General features: G+C 43.0%; 7 protein-coding genes and 1 pseudogene. 4 read left to right on the top strand and 4 right to left on the bottom strand.

Annotated features, from left to right (window positions below; translation table 11 throughout):
- Positions 1–63: 63 nt before the first annotated feature.
- From HMPREF1144_RS31120 to HMPREF1144_RS07900, 3 genes and pseudogenes are all read left to right on the top strand, one after another.
- Positions 64–1,215 (top strand): annotated as a pseudogene (locus HMPREF1144_RS31120) (SIR2 family protein); the annotation flags it as partial.
- Complete coding sequence (locus HMPREF1144_RS07895) at positions 1,212–3,278, top strand: ATP-binding protein (RefSeq protein WP_004098991.1); 2,067 nt, start codon at positions 1,212–1,214, stop codon at positions 3,276–3,278. The pseudogene HMPREF1144_RS31120 and the gene HMPREF1144_RS07895, both read left to right, overlap by 4 nt.
- 504 nt (positions 3,279–3,782) lie before the next feature.
- Complete coding sequence (locus HMPREF1144_RS07900) at positions 3,783–4,280, top strand: hypothetical protein (RefSeq protein ID WP_016241538.1); 498 nt, start codon at positions 3,783–3,785, stop codon at positions 4,278–4,280.
- Between the two features lie 36 nt (positions 4,281–4,316).
- Here the strand turns inward: HMPREF1144_RS07900 and HMPREF1144_RS07905 are convergent, their stop codons facing one another.
- Positions 4,317–4,568 (bottom strand): hypothetical protein, encoded by a 252-nt coding sequence (locus HMPREF1144_RS07905; protein ID WP_007372348.1) that lies wholly within the window; start codon positions 4,566–4,568, stop codon positions 4,317–4,319.
- Between the two features lie 100 nt (positions 4,569–4,668).
- On the bottom strand, positions 4,669–4,875 hold the full coding sequence (locus HMPREF1144_RS07910; protein WP_032951190.1) for a hypothetical protein: 207 nt from the start codon (positions 4,873–4,875) through the stop codon (positions 4,669–4,671).
- Positions 4,876–5,289: 414 nt separating this feature from the next.
- On the opposite strand from HMPREF1144_RS07910, the gene HMPREF1144_RS07915 reads away from it, so the two are divergent.
- Entirely contained in the window at positions 5,290–5,589 is a 300-nt protein-coding gene (locus HMPREF1144_RS07915; protein ID WP_024196077.1) for a hypothetical protein, read from the top strand.
- Between the two features lie 115 nt (positions 5,590–5,704).
- Here the strand turns inward: HMPREF1144_RS07915 and HMPREF1144_RS07920 are convergent, their stop codons facing one another.
- Both HMPREF1144_RS07920 and HMPREF1144_RS07925 read right to left on the bottom strand, forming a co-directional pair.
- Positions 5,705–6,730 carry an HNH endonuclease signature motif containing protein gene (locus HMPREF1144_RS07920; RefSeq protein ID WP_009652377.1) on the bottom strand — a complete coding sequence of 342 codons (1,026 nt, stop codon included), beginning with the start codon at positions 6,728–6,730 and terminating at the stop codon, positions 5,705–5,707.
- Between the two features lie 36 nt (positions 6,731–6,766).
- Positions 6,767–7,125: recombinase family protein (locus HMPREF1144_RS07925; RefSeq protein ID WP_042927247.1), on the bottom strand; the 359-nt coding region annotated here is incomplete at its 5' end.

Below are 7,125 nucleotides of genomic sequence, written 5' to 3' on the forward strand. Positions count from 1 at the left end.
TGCAGCTCCATCAGCAAAAGGGGATGATAAGTTTATCACCACCGACTATTTGCAACAGTGCCCACGAAACCTCAAGGCATGGGATGGATTAATGATCTCAAAGTTTGCAAGGCTGAAATAGATAGTTATGTAGCTAAAACAGCTGAAGCCTCAGGAAGAGGAAGAGGTAATATTGAAGACCAAATCCGTTCAATTAATGAGTTAATTAAAGGATTAGAGATTTTAACTGCGCAAAATCTCCCACTTCCAGAACCGCCTCCTGGTGCTCTCCCATATCGAAATTTAAAAAGTGAGTTAGTTGAGTTAAATAATGAGCTAACAAGATGTTTGAAATTATTCTCAGATTCAGTTAGTAATGGGGAAAAGTTAATTCGCGATGCAAAAAACGATTTAAAAACACAAACGTTTAATTATTTAGTAAGTTTTTTGATGAGTTTTTCAAGTCGAACAGCGACAAGGGATCGATTACATATTTTCACGACGAATTACGACAGGATAATTGAAGCAGGAGCTGAAATAGCAGGTATTCGACTAATTGACAGATTTGTTGGTACTATAGCGCCTATTTTCAGATCTTCGCGACTAGAAGTCGACTATCATTATAATCCACCGGGTATTCGTGGTGAACCAAGATATTTGGAAGGTGTGGCGCGCTTTACTAAATTACATGGCTCATTGGACTGGTATACTACCGAAGGAGCCATAAGGCGATTTGGATTACCTTTTGGTGCGAGTTCGGTGGAACCCTTTTTACAAGTGGAGGCTGCTGGAGCAGCGAACTATCATCAATTAATGATTTATCCAAACTCGGTTAAAGACCGAGAAACATCAGAATACCCTTATGTTGAACTATTCAGAGACTTAGCATCTGCAACATGTCGTCCTAATAGTACTTTGGTAACATATGGTTATAGTTTTGGAGATGAACATATAAACCGTGTTATTATTGACATGCTGACAATACCCTCAACGCATATAGTAATAATTGCCTACGGCGATCCACTCGGTAGAATTATGCGCTTTGTAAACGAAAGTGGAAGAAAAGCTCAAATATCTTTATTACTTGGTGACCACTTTGGAGATATCAAGAATTTAGTGGATTTTTATCTTCCTAAAGCAGCGATAGACAGATCATCAATTCGTATGGCAGAACTATTGAAATCAAGGGGTTTATATCGTACAACAATTTCAAATAATAGCGAGGATGCTGAATGAACTCATTTCCGATTGAACAAGGTGAGCAACTCAGGGTCGGCACTGTAGATTTTGTTTCACCTAATGAAATTAGAGCAATATTAGAGATTGACTCACCTGATACTGTTGCTTTGAATGCAGGAACGCCTAGAAACTTTCCAAGAGTAAACAGTTATGTATTAATATCATGTGATAATGGTTACTTAGTTGGGCAAATAGAGTGGCTTGCTGTAGAACATTCGCCTTATCCAAAACAAAGAGATGTTCAAGAATTTGGTTTAGTAAATCTACCATTCCCCCGAAAAAAAATAAGTTTGAATCCGGTGGGAATGCTTAAACGTTTGTCCAAAGATGGTACTGATTATTTCAGATTTCAACGAGGTTCTGAATCGTTTCCTTCTATTGGGGCTGCTATTTTACTACCGACAGATTTACAACTTAGATCAATAGTCGAATCTGGAAATAATAGGCGAGTGATCATTGGACAAAGTCCACTTGCGAACAATGCAAATGTAGCTGTAGATCCTGATAGATTATTTGGTCGTCATATAGCAGTGCTCGGAAATACTGGTAGCGGTAAGTCTTGCTCTGTATCTGGATTAATCCAGTGGTCACTCGAATCTGCATTGGAATCACAAATAAAACCAAATGCCAGATTTATCATCCTAGACCCCAACGGCGAGTATGCACGTGCTTTGGGGCCAACGACGAAATTTAAAGGTAGAGTATTTAAGGTTGAGGCTGAAGGCAGTGAAAACCAATTACAAGTACCCTCATGGTTTTGGAATAGTTCGGAGTGGGCATCATTCACGCAAGCAAGTCCTAAAGCACAACTTCCATTACTAAAACGCTCCTTGAGAGCAATGAGAAATGAAGAATTTGATTTACAAAAGAATATAGATATAGAAGTTAAAAAATACCTAGGTACAATTTTGGTTTCTTTAAAAGCGGATAAATCTAAAGGAGCAGCGGCACTTAATGATTTCCCTGGAGCCAAAAATCTTTTGGCTAAAATTAATATTTGGCGTCAGAGTCTGGAAGAATACAAAGCGAGATTAACTACACCATGCCCTGAGCTAGATAAATTAATCATCTCTATTCAAGATTTTTGTGGGCAAAGAGAAGGCAGATATCCAGATTACAATGCTAAAGTTAGCGCAGTTGATAACATCATAAATGGAGTGTTATCTTCATTTCAGAGCCTTGGAGGCGATGAGTGTGAACTCCTTCCTAAAAACGAGGATATCCCCGTCCCTTTTGACGGAAATAATTTAGTCTCCTATTTAGAGGCGTTAGCACAAGAAAATGGTAGCGAGCAATATGTTGAATATCTAGTAGCTAGAATACGCACAATGCTTGCGGATACAAGAATGAAACCCATAACCAATGACTCAGAGCATAGAGTTGACTTGGCTAATTGGTTAGAAACATATATTGGGAAAGATGGTGATGGTGATAGCTGCGTTTCAATTATTGATCTTTCTTTAGTACCAACTGAAATTACTCATCTTGTGACAGCTGTCATTTCAAGAATTATTTTTGAATCATTGCAACGTTATAGACGACTATATAACAAATCTTTACCTACGGTACTTGTTGCTGAAGAAGCACATACATTTATTAAACGGTATCGTGAGGACAGTGAAAATCAGGATGTCGCAGCTGTTTGCTGTCAAGTATTTGAGAAAATTGCACGAGAAGGCAGGAAATTTGGTCTCGGTATGGTTATTTCTTCGCAACGACCATCAGAATTATCACCTACAGTTTTATCTCAATGTAATACTTTTCTTCTGCATCGAATTAGCAATGACAAAGATCAGGAGCAAGTTCATAAAATGGTACCCGACAATTTGCGAGGATTACTCCGTGAATTGCCTTCATTGCCATCTCAACATGCAATACTGATGGGCTGGGCATCTGAACTTCCTGTCTTAGTTAAAATGAAAAATTTGACGAAAGAGCAGCAACCCCATTCTGATGACCCTGATTTCTGGGATGTTTGGACAAGAAAGGATGCTGATGGGAAATTGGTCGAGAGAACGGCCAATTGGGAAGCTGTTGTAAAGGAATGGCAACAAAATTGAACTGAAGTAGGATGTGAAAACGGGAGGGCAGATCGGAATTGAAGGAACTTTATGCAATCAATCTACTTGGTATTGCGTTCCATCGACCATCAGCCCCATGATCATTGGAGTAGCTGTAAATGCAGCACCTAATAATTAAAATAAAACAATAGGTTAACCTATTAACGTGGTTTTTTACATCGTTGGCCCTCAAACCCCTAAAATCAGAAAAGTATCTTTCCAGACCTGTCAAATGGAAGCATTAACAAATCAGTTAACAAAACGGACAATATAGTAAAAAGTGGCTGGTAAGCATACTAACCACCTGATAGGCAGGTAGCAGCATAAAAGGGGAACCGAGTAATGAAAGGCTGTATCACCCGAAAAAGGTGTTTTCAGAGATGCACTATATGATGGAATAACAAGTTTTTGCAGATACTACCGGCGTAGAGGATGTCCCGAACACCTATAGCTGGAGTATCGATATTCACGGCATAATACGAATAAACCGAATGGGATATAAATATGGCAATTATTTTGGGTGTTTTATTTGTGATAACATTAACACTTAGCATCTATCAGTTGCGGAAGATAAGAAGACTATCATCCCGAATTAACACATTGGAATCCGTTATCCTGGGTGAACGGACGGGAAAGACAATTCCTTATGAATCGTTGCACCTTCTCAATATTTTGAGATTACAGGCACGACAATGGACTAGTTCGGAGGAAAATCCCGCTTTATTAACTATCCGGCCAGTTTGTATTGAACTGCTGGATGATTATATGTCTAAACTTTTAGCTTCTATTCCAGAATTGAATTTGATGATAGAACCTCGTCCTTCATATGCATCGCTATACAGTATCAATTCTGTAATGTTCTACATCGATAGTGAGAAACATGAAAAGTTGCCTATTCGCTTTCATTGCGCCAATCAAGACCTGGCAGAGCGCATTGCAAACTTGTTGCTATCGAAGGGCATTGAAGCTCGCGCAGCGATTGAAATGTCACACGTAGATTAGCCTGATATAAATAGATGGGCATTCTGTCCGGGTTGTTTATGCAGCCCTGTTTACAATGCACTGAATAAAACGGACAGCAATAACATAAGCCGTTAGCAAAAATCCCTCAATCAGAACCGTGGAAACAGCGACAGTCGTAAAATCCGTTGTTAGCTTGATCGCTGCTACTATCACCAGTCCGCCAAAAAGAATGCAGCGGGTAGCGATAGTTTCACGTTGAAACCAGCTAAAGAAAGCGCCCGCGATAATGACCAGGGAACAGTAAATCGAAAAAAGAAGTGTCATCATATTCTGTTATCCTATCTAACACAGAAAAAACTGGCCCGAAGCTTTTGAAACATATATGGAAATCAATCAGAGCACGTCTAACGAGCACGGTCTTATATATTCAATAACTATACATGTTGCTTATCATCATAAATGGATTTGGTATAGAGTGGCCAAAGAAAAAGGTAACAACAGTGGCAAGGACAACACAGGCTAACAATATCCACTCAAACTTTTCTGGAATGAATAATACCCGGATGGAACCTGCTGCGATAGTGCCACCAACTAAACCACCAATCAACGCTTCAGAAATTGTTGATAGTTCCATAAATTAAGTCTCCTGGTGTTTGGAGGGCTTCGGGAAGTTGCACCAGCTTATTCGCCAGACGCGTCCACTCACGTTAATAATAAAATCTGTCAGAAAACAACTCTACCAGAACCGTTGAAACTTCGATAAAAAAAGGACGCTGTTTTGAGGGCGTTTTCTATGCAAGTTATTTACAATGTTTCAGGCAATTACTTCACTACCGTAAGTTTTCGTTCGACAAACATTCAGATCCCATAGTTTGCGCTGGAACTGACCTATGTGGACGAGATCTGCTGTAGGTCTGTAGGGATTGGGGGCCATAGAGTAAATCTGGCATTTTTAGCTATAAAGTAATGATTGGGCTACACGTATGTAGGTTTTAAGGTTATGTTATCTCTGCCTCGTAATTCTGCGAGCACCTCATTAGGGAATAATATGAGTAACTTAAACCACATGGATAGAACCGTAACACAATACGTAAACACTAAAGTATTAGTGGCGCGTTTAGTACATCTTAGCGCCACTATCAGAAAGCTTGAATCCTACCAATCGTCATCTTGGGCAGATAGAGCTCTCCATGATTTATATGCAGAACTTCAGCGAATTTGGCCACAGGTGGAAGAGTATTATACTCAGATGCCAACATACCAAATGGAACGTGAGTTTTACGCTGAACTCGTGCAAATAAAGATAAAGGCTGAAGAGTACCTACGTAGAACTAAGCAGGAACAATAAAACAATTCGTTTTTGGGGAGCCCGGTGGGCTCCTTTTTTGTGATGGTTCAATCCGGTGACGTGGGGTTACCGAGCTGGCGCATTCCCACGATTCGCACCTGATGGATTACCGGTTTTACTTGGTCAGTTCTAACCGGCGCTGATAACGCTCCCAGCGCATGACGAGATTCGCCGGGTCTATCGGACGGCAAAGCCCGGTAATCACATGGCCATCGTATTGCTGCAAATCGGGATCTTCGGCCTGCGCGACAGGGTCAACGTGGACGGTCAACGTCTCCGGGCAAATGGCAAGGACGTTGTCGTCAAACAGCCGGTGCAGATCGATACGAAGCAGCAAGCCATTACTCCAGTGATCCAGACCACCAGCACTATGCTCTACCAGGTGTGCGGCCTCTGTCCTGCGGCGTAAGCTTGCTCCTGTAATCACGCAGCGGTCGTTACAGTTTCGACGGACGGTAGCAGCGAAATCAGCCTGATCCGGCCTGGTCACCACGCAGGTTGTAGAGCCTTCACGTTTAGGGTGCGCCAGGGGCGCAACAGACGGTTCCTGCATGGAGACGCGGGATTGTTCAACTTCGACGGAGATCAGGGCTGGCTGGGGTGCTGGCTGCGATTCTCGCACTACATCGTGCGTAATGCCGTTGGTTTCCGCTTCTTTAAGCTTTCCGACCTGGCTTGCTGCGGCCAGCGCACGGTCACGCGCTTCCTGCTTTTCTTCCTTCGTCCATTTACGTTTGGCAGGTTCGTGTGTGGGAGCCGGGAGATTATCTGGTTCATTGACCGGCACAGGGTCAACCATCTTTTTGCCTTGCATTGACTCAGCCATAAACCGGCGAGCCAGCACATCAGCGCGTAGTCCCGTATCGCGATGCTCATAAAGATAGGTGCGAAATTCCGTCACACGTCCGCCCACCAGCTTAATGGCCTCACTCATTCCGGCCTTGTTGATGGAAGCGCTACTGGTTTTCAGGTTGGGCAAACCGTACTGACGTGGGTTTTCTTTCTGGGTGCTTTCAGCGCCGGTCAGACGGCTCTCTCTGATTTTTCCATTATGCCGGGTCGGTGAATCGCCATTCGGATGTTCAGGAGATCGCCAGGTGTCTGCGGGAGGCGTATACGTTGTACCGTTCTTCTGGGCCATGTAGGGGTCGGTTCCGGCTGAGGGCGAAATGACACCCTAAGCGTTAGCTCTGTGTCGTTGCACGATGTCAGCGACGGTATTCTTGCTGATACCGAGCTCGCGTGCGATCCAGCGATAGCTGCGTCCCTCGGCCCTCATCGCAACCACCTTAGGCAAAAGTCGGTCTGATTTTGGTCGCACTCCGGCCTGACGACCAAGCCTCTTACCACGTGCCTTCGCAACAGCAAGGCCTGACTTGACCCGCTCGCTGATGAGATCCCGCTCAAACTCCGCAATGCCGGAAAGAAACGTCGCCAGCATTCGTCCATACGGCGACGAAAGATCGAACGCCATTCCATTCATGGCTATCACGGAAACCTTCCAGTTCTCCAGTTCACGTAGCGTATTGAGCAGAT

Origin of the sequence: Klebsiella sp. OBRC7 (assembly GCF_000293135.1) — a bacterium.
GTDB lineage: Bacteria > Pseudomonadota > Gammaproteobacteria > Enterobacterales > Enterobacteriaceae > Klebsiella > Klebsiella michiganensis.